This is a genomic window from Sanyastnella coralliicola (assembly GCF_030845195.1).
Classification (GTDB): Bacteria; Bacteroidota; Bacteroidia; order Flavobacteriales_D; family Sanyastnellaceae; genus Sanyastnella; species Sanyastnella coralliicola.
This window is the reverse complement of the sequence record NZ_CP132543.1, coordinates 1,195,277-1,211,141: the sequence shown is the minus strand read 5'-3', so window position 1 is coordinate 1,211,141 and position 15,865 is coordinate 1,195,277. Positions and strand designations below refer to the sequence as shown.

Genomic DNA, 15,865 nt, shown 5'->3' with positions numbered 1-15,865 from the left:
GCTAAACTGAAAATAAACTCACTCATGGCTGAACTGAACCACAGTCAAGAACAGATTGATATTGCCTTATCAGACATGCTCGAGGGAAGAAGAACTCCGAGTGAAACCGTTGATATTCTCGTTGAACAAGGTATGGACCGTGAAGCCGCACGGGCACTTGTGCAAGAAAGAACCGCTCCTTTTGTTGAAGCCCAAAAGAAAGAAGGTCAGAAAGACATTCTCTGGGGCTCCGTGTGGTGTATTGGTGGTTTGATCGCTACCATCGCAGACTTTGGCTACGTTTTTTGGGGTGCCATTGTATTCGGCGGTATTCAATTGATCCGTGGACTCATTGCTGTATCCAATAACTAGCGGACGATTAGTTTTTGACATCCGCCTTCATTTGAATGGACGAAGTAGACTCCATCAGGGTATCGTGAACAATCTACAGTAACAACTGCCCCTTGGGCGGAGATTTGTTCGATTAACTGTCCTGCAGTGTTGTATACGCTGTATTGGTCCCTGCCCTCAATTGTGAAGGATGTACTCGCAGGGTTGGGATAGAGGTTAAACGATGGATTGATTTCATTCATCCCCACCATGTATTCGAAACGGTAAAGAAACTCATCTGTCATCGCGCCTTCGGCGTAGGCACAGACGTAGAGTTCTCCGTTTTGTCCTTCGGTAAGTTCCATTCCTGTGAGGGTAGTCATATTGTCTTCCAGTTGAACGCTGTAGACCTCTTCTTCAAAGGCTGGGTCTATGATGAACAGACTTAATTGATCGCTATTGTAAGCATTCTCCTCTCCGGCTAAACAACGGGCTGTCACAGCCCATTCGCCTGAGGAAAGCTTCGTCATGTCTTCGAAGATCAATTCCGCGCTAGCGTTAAACTCAGTAACACCCGCAATAGACCCTTCAGTACCTATTCGCAGGAACGAAAGGCTCCCGTCCGTTTCTCCTTCTGAGAAGACGTTGCAAATCAACTCCCCATTGGGAGCGAGGTGCACAGCGTTAAACCAGTTGTTCGCGTAGGGGATATAGTCAATAGTGAAGATTCCATCATCTGAGAATGTAAGATCTAATTGTCCGTGGTAATCAAAAGCAGCGATGAGACAGGTGTAATAGAGACTATTGTTATATGCACCAACAGCGTAGATACGATCATCAGTCAACAATGCATCAGCGAAGAAACCACCGTTCTCATGACGAATGGTGTCGTTAACCGTGTTGTCTGAGAAATCGAGTGCAATCTTACCATGCGTCCCAAACGACTCCTCTGGAAAGCCCTCTGAATCAAGTAACATTAAGACCGGCGTCTCCCGATGGATGTAATTGGAGTCGAGGCTAAAGCCTGCCAAAACCACCTGTTCATCAGTGGCATGCAAGCCGTTGAACGCCTCATCGATTCCCAGGAATTCTGTTGTCATCCAACCTTGATTAGCGTATGCTGTGACCACCTCACCTGTATTCGTAAGCATCACAGCAAAAGGCTCAATTTGATTGGGAACATCGAGGTCAAAACACTCACCGATGACCAATACCTTTTCACCGGCAAGTATTTCAACTTCTCGCGGAATCACGTGGTCATAAGATTCATGTGTAACCGGAAACGCATCCACTACATTTCCGTCATGATCCAGGAGCGTGATACCAATTTCTGATTCGAAGTAATTCTCTTCGTGAATCCATTGAGACACGACCATTTCATGCTCTGCAGAACTGATGAGGGCCACTGGCAACTCAAACCATGCTTCATTGATATGTGCATGGCCAAAACTTCCATAGGCTTCATCCAACACCCACTGCGAATTCACATGAAAGGCGCAGAATAGAATCAATATGGTCGTGAGATTCCTCATCGACGGATCAAGAGTTTTTCGCTGATCATCGCCCCATTCGTCATATCAAGGTTCACAACATACCACCCGGAAGGGAGCACAGACACGTCAAATTGCTGCTGAAGAACGCCTGAGCTCATCACGACTCTTCCTTGAAGATCAGTGATCCGAACAGAAGTGAATTGCGCTTCGCTATCAATCATGACAACCGTTGAAGCTGGATTCGGATAGATAGTCACTCCGAATGAAGTCAACTCAGCCACGCTAATTGTTCCGTCCCATGTTTCAACATCTTCGTTGATATCAACGTCTGTTGGACTACCGTTCGGCCCCATCACAGCAAAATTGTCTGTTGCGACTTCACCGTAGTAAGTAGGACCAATAAAATATGGGTATGCTGAATTCCAATCCTCTCCTATCGTCGCGAAATACGCGTAAGTACCTTCAGGGTATTCAGGGGTAACACACCAACGTCCGTTGTGGATATCGAGATGTCCTGATCCTTCTACAAACTCGTAGTCTTCTATATATGCTCCTAAAGGGAAAGTATTGTTGATGGCTGGGCCATATTGATTGGCATTTAAGGTTGTCCCATCAGCCAATGTGGTACGCTCGGTGATATCACGCAGTTGGTAACTACTTTCAATGCGTACAATCGCACCTTGTCCTTCGGTATCATCGTAGCCAAAAGAGCCGTAGATCGGGAATCCATCAAAGGCAAACCCAATCAGCGGTGAATGCGTATTTGGATCCATCTCATACAATGCATCACTTGGGTAGTCATCGCAAATATTCGAGATCACATCCGTAGCTGAATCAAAAGTTACCGGATTCTGGTGATGGTGGTAATAGCCGTTGTTGATGTCTTGCATATCTGGCGCCGGATGCCCCTTCGAACAATCGAATCCGTCGTTTTCAAAGTAGATCGCATCTTGGTGCCAAATGCCTTGGTTGTTATACGACATCGCATCTTCCGCATTGTAAATAGGAACTCCGTTAATCAACACACCAATGTGCCCCAACCCAGGCGAAGTCAAATTCCCCTCTTCCTGCACCGGATTTCGAGGAATGCGAAACAAGTAACCGTGCCCTCCTGCTTGCGCTGGATTACCATCAGGATATGGCCCAATTGGATAACTCGGCATCCCTTCACAAGTCACATAGACATTGTCATCTGAATACTGAACAAGTTGAATATCCACTTCCACCCCACTATCAATGAGGTTTCCATTGTCATTATAATACTGACCAGTAGACCCGTCAGTCAAAATCCAAGAGGTAATTTCTGCTTGAGAATAAGCAAAACTCGCGCCCAATAGCGCAATGATCGTAAGTGTTAGTCGCATGATTCGAATAGGTGTTTCGGGTTTGACTTCGCTAGCGCGGAATGGTTTAATCTTGAATCTATAAACGAAAATCAATGGTCTAAATCGATCGAGAACCGGCCACAGAAGCCGAGAACAATCGACCGTTGTATTCATTAAACGACCCGTAGTTATAGCTTATCGATTATAGATTTTCGATTAATTAGTCGAGAGTCTAGGGTCCTGAAACGATAATCCATAACTAAGAACCAAGAACTAACAACCAAGAACTAACAACCAAGAACTAACAACCAAGAACTAACAACCAAGAACTAACAACCAAGAACTAACAACCAAGAACTAACAACCAATCTCTAGAAGCTAAACATGCTAACCGCCGAAGGCGGACTAATCATGCTATCCCTCTACGAAGATCCCCACTTAAACCCTAAGCCCTACGCCTAAAGCCTAAACAAAAAGGTGCTTTTCTCTTAGATTTGCGCCATGGAATACAGAAGACTAGGAAAAAGTGGACTTCAAGTGTCTGCGTTGAGTTTTGGAAGTTGGATTACGTTCGGGAATCAGATTGAAGATGGGATTTCTGATCGTTTGATGGATATCGCTTACGATGCTGGCGTGAATTTCTTTGACAATGCCGAGGTTTATGCAGCTGGGAAGAGCGAAGAAGTAATGGGTGAGATTCTTTCGAAGAAGAACTGGTCACGTGATTCTTACTGCATTTCGTCGAAGGTATTCTTTGGAGCTGGTGGAAAGCTTCCAACGCAACGTGGATTGCATCGCAAACACGTGGTTGAGGCTTGTGAACAGGCGTTGAAGCGCTTGCGCACTGACTACCTCGACTTGTACTTCTGTCACCGTCCTGATAAGCAGACTCCAATTGAGGAGACCGTTTGGACGATGCACAACTTGATTCAACAAGGGAAAATCTTGTACTGGGGAACCTCAGAATGGTCTGCTCAAGAGATCATGGAAGCACATATGGTAGCACGCCAATACAACTTGATTGGCCCTACAATGGAGCAGCCGCAATACAACATGCTTGTTCGCCGTAAAGTAGAAGTAGAGTTCGATCAGATCTACAAAACTGTAGGATTGGGAACGACGATCTGGAGTCCTTTGTGCAGTGGTATTCTGACTGGAAAGTACAATGCAGGACCAGAGGCTGACGTTCGCCTGAAGCGAAAGGAACTAGATTGGTTGGCAGAAGCGATGGTCACAGAAGAGAATCTCAATAAGGTATCTCGCTTAGGTGACCTTGCGAACGAGCTTGGAACCTCTCTCCCATTGTTAGCGATTGCGTGGGTATTGAAGAACCCAAATGTATCTACAGCGATTTTAGGTGCCTCTAAGGAGTACCAGTTGGTGGAGAACCTGAAAGCATTTGACGTGGTACCTTTGCTGACCGATGAGATCATGGAAATGATCGAAGGAATTCTCGACAACAAACCAAAGCATCCGCAGTACTAATGCGCATTGATATTTTGACACTTCTTCCTCGACTGCTGGAAAGCCCTTTTGCAGACAGCATTCTCAAACGAGCCATCGAGAAAGGCTTGGTAGAAGTGGGTATTCATGACATCCGAAAGTGGTCGAAAGACAAACACCAAAAAGTAGACGACTACGCCTTTGGTGGCGGTGCTGGGATGGTGATGACCATTCAGCCAATTGATGACTGCATGGAGGAGTTGAAGGAAGCCCGTGAGTACGATGAGGTCATCTACATGACACCTGATGGTGAAACGCTGAATCAACAGATCGCCAACGAACTGTCGATGAAAAAGAACATCATGATTCTGTGTGGACATTACAAGGGTGTAGATCAACGCGTGCGTGATCACCTGGTAACACGCGAAATTTCCATTGGCGATTATGTTCTGAGTGGAGGTGAATTAGGAGCGGCTGTACTCGCAGACAGTATCATACGTTTGCTACCTGGCGTTCTGAACGACGAAACGAGTGCCTTGAGCGACTCTTTCCAGGATAATTTATTGGCCCCACCTGTTTACACAAGACCAGCGGAATACAAAGGTTGGACTGTTCCGGATATCCTGAGAAGCGGTAATCTGAAAGCCATTGACGATTGGCGTCATGATCAAGCCGTAAAACGTACAATGGAACGTCGTCCAGACCTACTGGAGGATAAATAGATAAGTTGCTGTTATTTAAACAACTGCAACAACTGAAATAGTGATCAAAAAGAAATCTATGTGGCTGACGAAAAAATCACACAGAAACTACAGCTATTTCAATGAGAATTCGTAATATTGCACCCCATTTTGCAAAGTAACCACAGACACTGTCATGGATAAGATTAAGGAAATCGCTAACAAACTTGTTGAGATGAAGGAATGGCCTGAGTTCAACGCAGGTGATACTCTAACTGTTAGCTACAAGATCAAGGAAGGGAACAAAGAGCGTGTTCAGCAGTTCCAAGGAGTTGTTATCCAGCGTCGTGGATCTGGTACGACTGAGACTTTCACTATCCGTAAGATTACTAACGGAGTTGGAGTTGAGCGTATCTTCCCTCTTGCATCTCCATTCATTGAAGAAATCAAGGTGAACAAGCGCGGACGTGTACGTCGTGCTCGTATCTTCTACCTACGCGGTCTTACTGGTAAGGCAGCTCGTATCAAGGAGAAGAAAACCTTCAAATAAGATATTCAACACTGTTGAAGAAAGCCCTGCCGGATGGTGGGGCTTTTTTATTTCCGGCGTCCGGCGTCCGGCGTCCGGCGTCCGGCGTCCGTTGGGACAATTTACTACGAACTACGAACTACGCACCACGAACTACGTACCACGAACTACGCACCACGAACTACGCACCACGAACCATTGTGCGGACGCAATTCTTACGTCCCTCTCAAATTCTCATTCTCACTCTTCCTCTATCCCTTCCTCTCCCTCTTACCCTCCACTTCCCAAAATCTGACATCCCCTTAAACCTCTCCCCTACAGCATACTGAATACCAGTAAGATAGCTTGCGTTCGAAATTGTGACCCAATGAAAACAACAGCTATTCTCATTTTCTCTCTCTTCTGTGTATCCCTCTCAGCACAGATGGTATATCCTGATGATTGTACCATTACCGGCGCAGAAGAAGTAGTATTTGATTGGACTACAGACAACTGTGAGACGGAGGATATTCCTGATAACGAAGCGCGCTTCTTCCGCGATGCCGATGGGAATATTCAAATGATCGCAGGACACTACGACGCGTTCCGAATGATCGGACCAGATTTTGACAACTTGGTTCGTGATTGTGCTAATGGTCCAGTGTACGAATCGAATTTGAATTCAAGTATTGGAGATCATGACGATCACGGTTGGATTCACTCGTTGTTCACTTATGACGGGGCAACGATCTACGCTTATATCCACAACGAATGGCATGGTCACAACTACGGCTGTCCGGGTGGATACCTTGAGTGTTGGTACAACTCAATCACTTTCGCAACTTCAACCGATTCTGGTAAGACCTATACACATGATCCAGGTCCGGACCATCTGGCCTTGGCTCCCCCTTATGAATTTAATGAGGGAAGCGGACCTGGTGGATACTTCAAGCCTAGTGATATCGTTCTCAATCCTCGTGATGGGTACTATTACATGTTGTTCCAAATCGAAACAATTGGAGGTCAAGATAGAGGAACCGGAATTGTTCGTACACTAACTCCTGAAGACCCCACAAGCTGGTTGGGATGGGATGGTGAAGCATTCACAGTGGACTTCGTTGATATCTACAATGATGATGTTGCAAGCCCGGCGATGCACAAAGTTGATCCTCTTGACATCTTCATGCAAGGTTCACTTTCGTGGAATACCTACTTCGAAAAATGGATGGTTGTTGGACCCGGTGTCGCTGACGATACTTGGGGATTCTATTACCGAATTTCAGATGATCTCATCAGTTGGTCTGCCCCAAAACTCATCTTGGAATCGAACGTATGGACCAATGTCAATGCTCCAACGAACGTTGACCGAACGCTTTACGGAAGCGTCATCGACCACAACGACACTACCCGAAACTTCACACAAACAGGTCGAGATAACTGGCTGTACTATACACGCTGGCATCCTGGGTCAACGTACGACCGAGACCTAGTTCGTGTGCCTTTCCAATTGAACAAATTTGAGACTGATGGATGGACCGTAAACTCCACTGCTTCTTCATATGATGCTCGTCCTGGCGACGGTATCTGTGAATCAGAAGCAGGTGGATGTACGGTGCTTGCGGCTTTACAGGAGTCGAACATGCGACCTGCTTCACACGCAGATTCATTGATCGTCATTGGATTCGACATTCCAAGTGGTGGAGTAATTAGCCTTGATGGGCCAGCAGGTGGTGTCAATCGTCCTGTTGTTTTTGATGGGTCGACTCAAGATGGGTACGTTCCCAATACGGCCGCATGGAACGAGACAAACAACGCCCAACACTCAGTAATCATTGACTTCAACAACAACGAAGCCTTTGAATTCAACGTCAACCATTGCGGTCTGAAGGGCATCCAATTCCGAAACACTAACATCGCTGTTCGTGCTGATAGCTGTTTTATTGAAGGATGTTTCATCCAAACAGATGGTGCGCAAGACCTAGGAACAAATGGATCGTACGGTGTGGTGCTCTACGATGTCGACGGAACTCGAATCGGAGGAGAAAACCCCGAGCAAGCGAATATTATCCTTCGTAGCATCTGGGGAGACGGATCCAACTCGATTATCCAGAACAACAAGTTCGACACCAACCGAGAAGGAAACACGATGCTGGTGAATGAAGGGGCATCAGCCATCACCTTCAACTCGGGAGATGAAAATTCGATGATCAACAACGTAGCACTCGGAGGCTACAATCGCGCTATTTCCCTCGAAAATTCAAACAACAATCTCATTGACGAAAACATCTTCGGCGCTAGCCAAGATCTCACCACTCAAGTAGGTGGATACAACACTGCTATTCTCGCAACTAGCGGTTCTTCTGGTAACATTATCACGAATAACGTGATGTGTCCGCAAACTGTAGGCGTCGCACACTTGGTTCTTGATCAAGCAGCGAACAACAATATTGTCACCGGAAACTTCATTAACACCGACACTGACGGCAATCCCATTACCACCAACGATGGAACAGCAATCGCTGGTGTGTTCATTGGAGTAAGCTGTAGCGATAATCAAATTGGCGGCACGCTGGCCGGAGAAGGCAATACGATTACCGGCGTTGGCCTACACGGACTAGTGCTGCTAAGTACTGCGGGAAGTGGTAACTCATTCAGAGGCAATACCATCTTCGGAAATGGCGGTTTAGGTATTGACCGCGGATTCGATTGGTGGCCGAACGAAAACGATGCTGGTGACGCTGATGCAGGTCCGAATGACGGTATCAATCACCCAGTTATCGAACAGGTAGCTGAAAGCGGAGATGATTACATTATCTCCATTCTCGTTGACGCTGCTCCTTCTACTACTTATGTGGTAGATCTATACGCTAACGCGGAATGCGATGACTCTGAATACGGAGAAGGACGATACTACATCACAAGCATTGAAATGACTACTGATGGTAGCGGACAAGCTTCTGTAGACTATACACATACACCGGAAGCCGAACATGCTGTTTTCTCTGCATTGATGACCAATGTCGCGACAAACCATTCGTCTGAATTTGGTCCGTGTGTGGCTCCAGTTTCGCCAGATCCGAATATAGTCTGGTCTCCAACGGCTATCTCAAAAACGATTATTGCAGGAAACTCTGATAGCGAACAGCTCTTTATCGAGAATACAGGTGTGGTGCCGTTAACTTATGAGGTCAGCACTGATCAAGATTGGATCATACCTACTGAGACTTCAGGTACATTGAACCCAGGTGAATCATCTGCTCAGTACATTACATTCGACGCAGCGAACTTACCTGGAGATGAAATCCACGGGGGTAATATCTACATCACCTCCAACGATCCTGACACCCCAGAAGTGGAAATTCCTGTACTGGTAGAAGTGAATTACACAGGTATGTTCGAAGTATCTGAAGAGGTAGTATTCCTCTCCATTGCTACCGGACAGCAAACTACTTACGGACTGACTATTACCAATAACGGAACTGAGAACGTTACATGGAGTGGAAGCACCGATGTCACCGCCAATTGGTTGACGCAAGTCCTTCCATCTGGAGGCACTCTAGATGCCGATGGCGGCTCAACAGAATTGGATGTACACATCAACACCAACGGCGTAAGTGCCGGTAACTACGTTGGTGTCGTGATCTTCAATAGCAATGCCTCGTTAAACCCAACACTTGTAGTTGAATTTAACTTGAACGTCACTGAAGGTGACGGCAGTGGAGGCGACAACGGCGGCGGAAACGGCGGCGGTGGCGGTGGCGGTGGAAACCCAATCATCGCTGTGAATCCGATGAACTTGAACTTCTTTGTTGAAGCTAATTCTAACGCGACCATTCCATTTACGATTTCAAATGATGGTAGTCCAAATTTGCAGTGGAATGTATCCACTCCGGTTGGAGACTCTTGGTTAAGCGTGAACAACCCTCCTTCGGGTAGTATCCCGCCTAACGGTCAGCACAACACCTTTGCTGCCGTGAATACCAACGGTCTTTCAGAAGGAAGCTACACCTCATCTATCACCATCACTTCGAACGCATCCAATACACCTGAACTCATCATTCCAGTTTCTTTGACTGTTGATGGAGATGCCGGTGGAGACAATGGTGGCGACGGAAACGGCGGTGGAGGTAACGGCGGCGGCAATGGCGGCGGCGGTAATGGAGGTGATACGCCAATTATTACTGTAAACCCAGAAGCTATCAACTTCTTCGCTGATGCCAATTCGAATGCAACCCAACCTTTCACCCTTTCCAATGATGGAAGTCCGAACCTTCAGTGGAATATTTCTACTCCGGCTCAAGACACTTGGTTGAACGTGAACAACCCTCCTTCGGGTAGTATTCCACCAAATGGTGAACACAACACGTTTGCAGCAGCGAATACCAATGGACTCAATCCAGGAACTTACAATTCCAGCATCACGATCACTTCCAATGCATCGAACGCGTCTGAACTCGTTATTCCAGTCACTCTAACTGTGAATGGTGATGGCGGGGGCAACGGTGGTGGAGGAAACTCCGGCCCAGCGATCGCAGTGATCCCGAACGTCATGGAAATTGAATTGGCTCCAGGAGAGTCTGGTAGCTATGATTTCGACATCATCAACAACGGTGATGAAGACCTGCAGTGGATGCTTTCAACGTTTATCCCTGATACATGGATTTCCAACGGCATGCCTCAAAATGGAGTTCTTGCGCCAGGAAACATTGCCACGAGCACAGTCGAAATTGACACAAACGAATTAGATCCGGGAGATTACTATTCAGAAGTCATGGTGTCTTCAAATGCCGTGAATGCTGAGATCTTCCTCATTGAAGTTTATCTCACCGTAACTGATGACAACAACGGCGGTGGCGGAGACGGACCTGTAGCGGAAGTCATGACTACCTCTACTGAACTATGTCCTGGCTCTGATTTTGAAATTCTATGGAACGTGACTTCAGAAGGCTTTGGTCCGGCGAACACCTTTGTTGTTCAGCTTTCCGATGCCGATGGAGGCTTCTCCTTCCCTTCCATTCTAGGAGAATTCCAAGCTAATACAGGCAATGGAAGCGAATGGATGACAGTGCCGTTAAACATCCCTCTTGGTTTCAACTACCGAATCCGTTTGGAAGCCACAAACCCAGCATCTGTTGGCCCTACCAGCGGTGACCCGTTGACTATTTACCCAGCTCAGGCGGTCTCAATTCCTGAACTTCCAGTGCTGTGTACTCAAGAAGGTCAGTTTGAACTTCCACAAGGTGAGCCAAGTGGAGGATTCTACGAAGGTGACTTTGTAACGAACAACATCTTCTACCCATCACAAGCCGGATTGGGAATGCACGAAATCACCTACAACCACTACTCTCCAGAAGGTTGTTTGTTCCAAGCTACCACTACAGTAGAAGTGAACGATGCCCCTTCTGTTGCCCTTGTTGAAGTGGGTGATATGTGTACCAACTCCGTTGCCGTAAATCTAAGCGCTACGCCAATGGGTGGTGTTTGGAGCGGTCCGGGAGTGGATGGTGGTATGTTCTATCCTGAATTGGCTAACGCCGGAACGCATACGCTTCATTACGAATACAGCAATGCAGCCGGTTGTATGGCTGAAGGTGAGCTAACGGTGAACGTCTATGATCTTCCTGAGATTACGATGTACCCAGCAGAACCAGCCTGTCAAGGACAAGGTCTGGTGAACCTACCTGAAGTGTCTCCTGCAGGAGGTAGCTTCTGGGGTGAATTCGTGACCGGTGACCAGTTCGATGCAGACCAAGCTCCAGCAGGAAGTTACACGATCAACTATTCATACACTGCGGAATCAGGGTGTGTGAATACGGCTATCGCTACTTTGGATGTCAACCCTACTCCTGAACCGTTTATGGATCTTCCACAACAGATTTGCGCTAACGCGGAAGCTCATCATATGGATCCGAATCCAGTTGGAGGAATCTTCGAAGGAGAAGGAACTGATGGAAACTACTTTGTTCCAACGATGGTAGACCCTGGCACTTATGACATCACATACATGGCGGTAAACGTTCATGGTTGTATCGGAATGGTTACTTCAACAATCGAGGTTGTCGAGACTCCGATGGTGGAGCTTACGATGCCTACTTCAGTATGTCAAAGCGAAGGGATCATTCCTCTTGACTTTGGCACACCAGAAGGAGGTCAATACACTATTGATGGTGTATTGGTAAGTACACTTGACGTCTCAGATTACGACCCAGGATACCACGAAGTAGCATACTACGTGGAGAATGGAGCCGGATGTGAAGGTTTCGCTATTGATGGCTTGAACATTGAGGCGGCCCCGGAAACACCTGAAATCACATTCGATGGAACAACCATCAGCGTGTTCAACCCGAACAACTATGAAATCCAATGGTACCTCAATGGCACCCCAATTACACAAGAAGGAAATGCCTTTATCCCTGTTGAAAGCGGAGTGTACACCGTGACCTTGGCTTCTGATTTCTGTACGTCAATGCTATCGAACGAAGTAGATGTAACGATCACGGGAATCGAAGAAATGACAAGCGCAGGCATCAGTGTCTATCCTGTACCATTTAGTGAAGAGATCATTATTGAAGCGAGTTCGGTATGGAGCAATGAACCACAAGTTCGTTTGTATGATGCCAATGCACGCCTTGTACACATCTGGAATAAGGAAGACCTCGTGCTGTTGAATGGTAAGTATATCATCAACACCAAGCTCGCCTTACTTCCTTCAGGAATGTATTATCTAATCCTGGACGTCCCTGGAAACAGTTACCGTTCAGTGATTACCAAATAATCAACCACCCTAAGAAAAAGCCTTGCTCACAGCGGGGCTTTTCTTTGCCTATCTTCCGCAAAAATTCTGTCATGCTTTTAGAAGTTGTTTGTCCTGGAGTACCCGCTCTTGAAAACGCCCTTCAAGGAGGAGCGCAACGCATTGAACTCTGCTCTGACCTTTCTTGTGGCGGTATCACTCCTTCTCCAGGGTTGACTAAACTCGCATTGGAAATTTCAGGGGTACCAGTCTTTCCTCTCCTCCGAGCACGTGAAGGCGACTTCGTGTATTCAGAAAATGAAAAGAAGGCTATGTTATATGACATCGCTGCCATGGCCGACCTTGGCGTTCACGGTGTGGTTGTAGGTAGCCTTACACCTGCTCTTGATCTTGACCTCGCTTTCGTGGAAGCGGCAAAAAAAGCAGCTGGCGATCTTCCGATCACTTTCCACCGGGCCTTTGATGTGTGCAACGACTTCAAACAAGCAGCGAAAGACCTTTATGATCTCGGCTATGGCCGCATCCTCACCGCAGGACAAGCACCACGTGCCGCAGAAGGCCTGGACACCCTTAGGGAGTTAGTAGCCCTCAAAGAACGTCCCATGATTCTTGCTGGTGGCAGCATTCGCCTGGAACAAATTGATGATTTATTAGAAGTAGGTGTAGACGAAATCCACACAGCAGCAGGCACCACAGAAGAAGGAGTTTACTCAAGAGGATTCTTCGCGCCAGGATATACTTCGGTGGATTCAGGAGTGGTTCGTGCAATGATCGAGAGACTAGAGACGAAAGAAATCTAGAATCTATAATCTATAATCTATAACTGAACGAGAGATCTAGAAACGATAATCCATAATCTATAACCTAACTACGCACCACGAACTACGAACCACGAACTACGAACCACGAATTACGTTCCACGATCAAGCGTGTAGACGCATATTATGCGTCCCTCTCAAATTCTTATTCTCTTTCTAACTCTTCCTCCAACTCTTCCTCTACCCCTTCCTCTTCTTCACCTCTTTCAGGTGATTTTCGATATCACTAATATGGAAGCCTAATGCGCGGACAGAAATTTGAATTTCCCAGATCAATAATGCAAGGGAAAGCAGGAGAAGGAACAAGCCGGCACCAAATACCCAAACTGCTTGAATGTGGTAGTCGATGTAAATCAAGAACATCGTGAGCACACAAAGTAAGAGACTCGAAATCCCCAAAAGCTGCATGTAGCGCGTCAAGTTGAGTCGCATTTTCAGATTGGCAATTTGCTGCAGGAGGTTTTGATCCATCTTATCCAGAAACTGGTCATGAAGGTTTCTGATAACCGCTGCGTAGGCAAGAAAGCGATTCGTATATGCTAGCATGATCAAGGAAATCGCTGAGAACAAAAGTGCGGGTGTGGTGAGCGTGAGTTCTTCCATACTGCAAAGGTAAACTACGGACGAGAGACAAGCGACTAGAGTCTATAATCGATAAACTATAATCTATAACCGATAACTATTGCCACGAACCACGCACTACGAACCACGCACTACGAACTACGAACCACGAACCACGAACCACGAACCACGAACCACGAACCACGAACCACACCCCTATTGATGCCCTAGCCATTTATTTAACGCTTCAAGGGCTGATTGGCCGACATTGTGTGCGCCTCTGTATTCAAGATATGAGACACGGACATCCTCTTCGAGAAGTTTCCAGGCTACCCGGGCGTAATCAATACTAATTACTTGGTCTTCTGTGCCATGAGTTATAAAAACCTCTACAGCTGGAATGCCATGTTCTCGAATGGTCTCTTTGGTGATGTTCATCATTCTTCCAGAAAGTACAACGAGCCCTTTAACTGGAGTGTCGGGAGCTAGGCCTACTTCGTAAGACATGATTCCACCTTGGCTGAATCCTCCTATGTAGATCTTTTCGGAGTCGAAATCGTAGTCATTGCTGAGGGCAGAAATGAACTGTTTGATTAATTCAGCACTATGTTTTGCCTGCTCATCATTCCCAACCGGTCCATCTTGGGTAAAGGTGACATCGTACCATTCATATCTCCCCTGCCTTTGAGTGTAAGGAGCTCTGAGATACACGATCAGAAATCGATCATCTAGCTGCTCTCCAAGAGGCATTAAATCGCGCTCATTGGAACCTAGGCCATGAAGTAATAGCAACAGCGGAGGATTATCAATTTCCACTTTCGGTTCCCGCACAGTATAGGTCAAGATTTCTGACGCTTGCTGCAACTGCTGAGCTTTTCCCTCGTGGAAAAAGAAGAGCATAGGAATAATCAACCAAAGAAATTTCATCATGAGGTAACTTGAAAACAGCGCATGCTTATGATTACATGGTGGATGGCGACATTTACCGTTAAAAATTGCCTGAGCTTACCTCGCTCATTTTACAATGATAACTAGAAAGGAATTAGACGCCATACAATCCAAAGTTAGGCATACCATGAAATGAACTTTCTGAACCCTATCTGACTACCACGGTCTCCCAGCCATCGTATACCCCTCCCATTTCTTCTGCCTTTCGGCGAAGCGAATAGGTCAGATTGTTGATTTCAGGCGGTTTCACGTGATCTACACGAGCGATATGAAGCGTGTATGGTAGATCGTTCGATCGATCGAGGGTCGTACTTGCAGATGCGTAGCCTTGTTCTTTTGCCCATCGTTCGAAAAGCTTCAACTCAGTCTCATTTTCAAACAGGATGAAATGGTCAATCATTCGCGCTTGGAGTAGATTATCTCCCGCATTTGAAAGCTGTAAGAGCACCTTGTTATTCGCCATGAATTCCAAGGTTTCCTCATTCGGGTAGAGGAATTCTTGGTAGGCCTTCCAGTCAGGATCGCTTTCAATATTGATGTAGAACTTGTACTGCGGGTAGTTCTCCTGATATAGGCTCTCGAGATGTTCTCTGATCCCTGTGCTATCGGCAATGTAGAAATACTCTAGTCGTTCACACTGGTAGGTGAACGACCCCACATTCTCACTGGACGTAAGCCTTCCCAACTCTTCTATAATCTCGTCTGCAATCGGATACAATACATCGAGCTCTTCGCTCGTAGGAAAACCGTCTTCACCACAATTCGGAGTCGTTACCCCCGTGACAAGCAAGGTTGGAAGATTCGCTATGGGCGCGCGATTAATCAAATCCAGATTGAGAACTGTACTCCCCGGACCAAGATCATACTGCGCCATGTAGACATCCCAATTATCCGTATCTCCCTGAGCTGACAATGGGATGGTACCAATGAGCAAGAATACAAGAACCCAAATTGCTTTCATGTCCATGAGACGATTGAGTTTATCTGATGGTTACAATTTCCGGCGTCTGGCGTCCGGCTTCCGTT

General features: G+C 46.6%; 11 protein-coding genes. 6 read left to right on the top strand and 5 right to left on the bottom strand.

Annotation, left to right across the window (positions count from 1 at the left end):
• Positions 1–24 precede the first annotated feature (24 nt).
• Positions 25–351, top strand: a complete 327-nt coding sequence (locus RA156_RS05100) for a hypothetical protein (protein WP_306643388.1) — start codon at positions 25–27, stop codon at positions 349–351.
• Here the strand turns inward: RA156_RS05100 and RA156_RS05095 are convergent.
• Together RA156_RS05095 and RA156_RS05090 are read right to left on the bottom strand one after the other, a co-directional pair.
• On the bottom strand, positions 348–1,841 hold the full coding sequence (locus tag RA156_RS05095) for a T9SS type A sorting domain-containing protein (RefSeq protein ID WP_306643386.1): 1,494 nt from the start codon (positions 1,839–1,841) through the stop codon (positions 348–350). The genes RA156_RS05100 and RA156_RS05095 overlap by 4 nt on opposite strands.
• Positions 1,838–3,166 (bottom strand): T9SS type A sorting domain-containing protein, encoded by a 1,329-nt coding sequence (locus RA156_RS05090; RefSeq protein WP_306643384.1) that lies wholly within the window; start codon positions 3,164–3,166, stop codon positions 1,838–1,840. The genes RA156_RS05095 and RA156_RS05090 overlap by 4 nt, the downstream gene beginning before the upstream one ends.
• Before the next feature lie 462 nt (positions 3,167–3,628).
• Between RA156_RS05090 and RA156_RS05085 the strand changes: the two genes are divergently transcribed.
• The 5 genes from RA156_RS05085 to RA156_RS05065 all read left to right on the top strand — a co-directional run bounded on the left by RA156_RS05085 (position 3,629) and on the right by RA156_RS05065 (position 13,312).
• Complete coding sequence (locus RA156_RS05085; RefSeq protein WP_306643383.1) at positions 3,629–4,612, top strand: potassium channel beta subunit family protein; 984 nt, start codon at positions 3,629–3,631, stop codon at positions 4,610–4,612.
• The gene (gene trmD / locus RA156_RS05080) at positions 4,612–5,292 is read left to right on the top strand and encodes a tRNA (guanosine(37)-N1)-methyltransferase TrmD (RefSeq protein ID WP_306643381.1); all 681 of its coding nucleotides are present in this window, start codon (positions 4,612–4,614) and stop codon (positions 5,290–5,292) included. The genes RA156_RS05085 and trmD overlap by 1 nt, the downstream gene beginning before the upstream one ends.
• 154 nt (positions 5,293–5,446) lie before the next feature.
• The gene (gene rplS / locus RA156_RS05075; RefSeq protein ID WP_350339795.1) at positions 5,447–5,800 is read left to right on the top strand and encodes a 50S ribosomal protein L19; all 354 of its coding nucleotides are present in this window, start codon (positions 5,447–5,449) and stop codon (positions 5,798–5,800) included.
• A 346-nt stretch (positions 5,801–6,146) separates the two neighbouring features.
• Positions 6,147–12,533 (top strand): BACON domain-containing protein, encoded by a 6,387-nt coding sequence (locus tag RA156_RS05070; protein WP_306643379.1) that lies wholly within the window; start codon positions 6,147–6,149, stop codon positions 12,531–12,533.
• 71 nt (positions 12,534–12,604) lie between these two features.
• Positions 12,605–13,312, top strand: a complete 708-nt coding sequence (locus tag RA156_RS05065) for a copper homeostasis protein CutC (protein ID WP_306643377.1) — start codon at positions 12,605–12,607, stop codon at positions 13,310–13,312.
• A 198-nt stretch (positions 13,313–13,510) separates the two neighbouring features.
• Here the strand turns inward: RA156_RS05065 and RA156_RS05060 are convergent, their stop codons facing one another.
• The 3 genes from RA156_RS05060 to RA156_RS05050 all read right to left on the bottom strand — a co-directional run bounded on the left by RA156_RS05060 (position 13,511) and on the right by RA156_RS05050 (position 15,800).
• Positions 13,511–13,933, bottom strand: coding sequence for a DUF2721 domain-containing protein (locus RA156_RS05060; RefSeq protein ID WP_306643376.1), 423 nt, complete (start codon positions 13,931–13,933; stop codon positions 13,511–13,513).
• 174 nt (positions 13,934–14,107) lie between these two features.
• Complete coding sequence (locus tag RA156_RS05055; RefSeq protein WP_306643374.1) at positions 14,108–14,821, bottom strand: alpha/beta hydrolase; 714 nt, start codon at positions 14,819–14,821, stop codon at positions 14,108–14,110.
• Positions 14,822–14,987: 166 nt separating this feature from the next.
• Entirely contained in the window at positions 14,988–15,800 is an 813-nt protein-coding gene (locus tag RA156_RS05050) for a DUF695 domain-containing protein (protein WP_306643372.1), read from the bottom strand.
• Positions 15,801–15,865 lie beyond the last annotated feature (65 nt).

Excerpts from the sequence above, each read along its gene's own strand:
- RA156_RS05100 (WP_306643388.1), top strand. The coding sequence starts at position 25 with ATGGCTGAACTGAACCACAGTCAAGAACAGATTGATATTGCCTTATCA.
- trmD (WP_306643381.1), top strand. The coding sequence starts at position 4,612 with ATGCGCATTGATATTTTGACACTTCTTCCTCGACTGCTGGAAAGCCCT.
- RA156_RS05065 (WP_306643377.1), top strand. The coding sequence starts at position 12,605 with ATGCTTTTAGAAGTTGTTTGTCCTGGAGTACCCGCTCTTGAAAACGCC.
- RA156_RS05055 (WP_306643374.1), bottom strand. The coding sequence starts at position 14,821 with ATGATGAAATTTCTTTGGTTGATTATTCCTATGCTCTTCTTTTTCCAC.
- rplS (WP_350339795.1), top strand. The coding sequence starts at position 5,447 with ATGGATAAGATTAAGGAAATCGCTAACAAACTTGTTGAGATGAAGGAA.
- RA156_RS05070 (WP_306643379.1), top strand. The coding sequence starts at position 6,147 with ATGAAAACAACAGCTATTCTCATTTTCTCTCTCTTCTGTGTATCCCTC.
- RA156_RS05095 (WP_306643386.1), bottom strand. The coding sequence starts at position 1,841 with ATGAGGAATCTCACGACCATATTGATTCTATTCTGCGCCTTTCATGTG.
- RA156_RS05085 (WP_306643383.1), top strand. The coding sequence starts at position 3,629 with ATGGAATACAGAAGACTAGGAAAAAGTGGACTTCAAGTGTCTGCGTTG.
- RA156_RS05090 (WP_306643384.1), bottom strand. The coding sequence starts at position 3,166 with ATGCGACTAACACTTACGATCATTGCGCTATTGGGCGCGAGTTTTGCT.
- RA156_RS05050 (WP_306643372.1), bottom strand. The coding sequence starts at position 15,800 with ATGAAAGCAATTTGGGTTCTTGTATTCTTGCTCATTGGTACCATCCCA.
- RA156_RS05060 (WP_306643376.1), bottom strand. The coding sequence starts at position 13,933 with ATGGAAGAACTCACGCTCACCACACCCGCACTTTTGTTCTCAGCGATT.